The 523-nt window shown below is 67.3% G+C and carries 1 protein-coding gene; it reads right to left on the bottom strand.

Going from position 1 to position 523, the window contains the following annotated elements; all coding sequences use genetic code 11:
• Positions 1–523: DUF6531 domain-containing protein (locus RGM2987_RS00050; protein ID WP_245138087.1), on the bottom strand; the 523-nt coding region annotated here is incomplete at both ends.

The following is a 523-nucleotide window of genomic DNA, read 5'->3' as shown; positions in this document are numbered from 1 at the left end:
GTCGGCTCGAACAGGCGGTACAGGCCGTCGTCGCTTTCGATCAGCAACTGGCCGTTGAGGTGTCGGCGCACGGCAAGGCCTTCGCCGGCGCTGAACACCGCGCCGCCCAGAGGAATCGCGCCCATGTCGATGGGGCGGCCTTGTTCGTCGGTGTAGACCAGGGTCTCGCCGCCGTCAGGGTGAGGGCAGATCTCGACCTGCACCTCGTAGCTCACGCTCCAACCGACCCCGAACAAACCCTCGCCGCGTTCGTCGCGGCTGTTGTAGAAGCGCTGCCAGTCGATCGGCAGGATGCCGGGCAGGACGAAGTCCAGTTCCTCGTCACGCCCCAGCACCTTGGCGCCGGTGGCGGCGTGCACCGGATTGGATGAGCCCATGGCTGCATTGGCCGCCGCACCCATCGCACTGCTGACCGCCATGGACGCGGCGCCGCCCACCAGCATGCACGGCAATTTGCTGAAGAACTTGCCCTTGCCACCCTTGAGCATCAGCAGCGCGGTCACCGCCAAGCCCACGCCCGGGG

The sequence above is a fragment of the Pseudomonas sp. RGM2987 genome, from assembly GCF_022952855.1.
Lineage (GTDB): Bacteria > Pseudomonadota > Gammaproteobacteria > Pseudomonadales > Pseudomonadaceae > Aquipseudomonas.
Note: the sequence above shows the minus strand (reverse complement) of the source record. Positions and strands in the feature narration are given on the sequence as shown.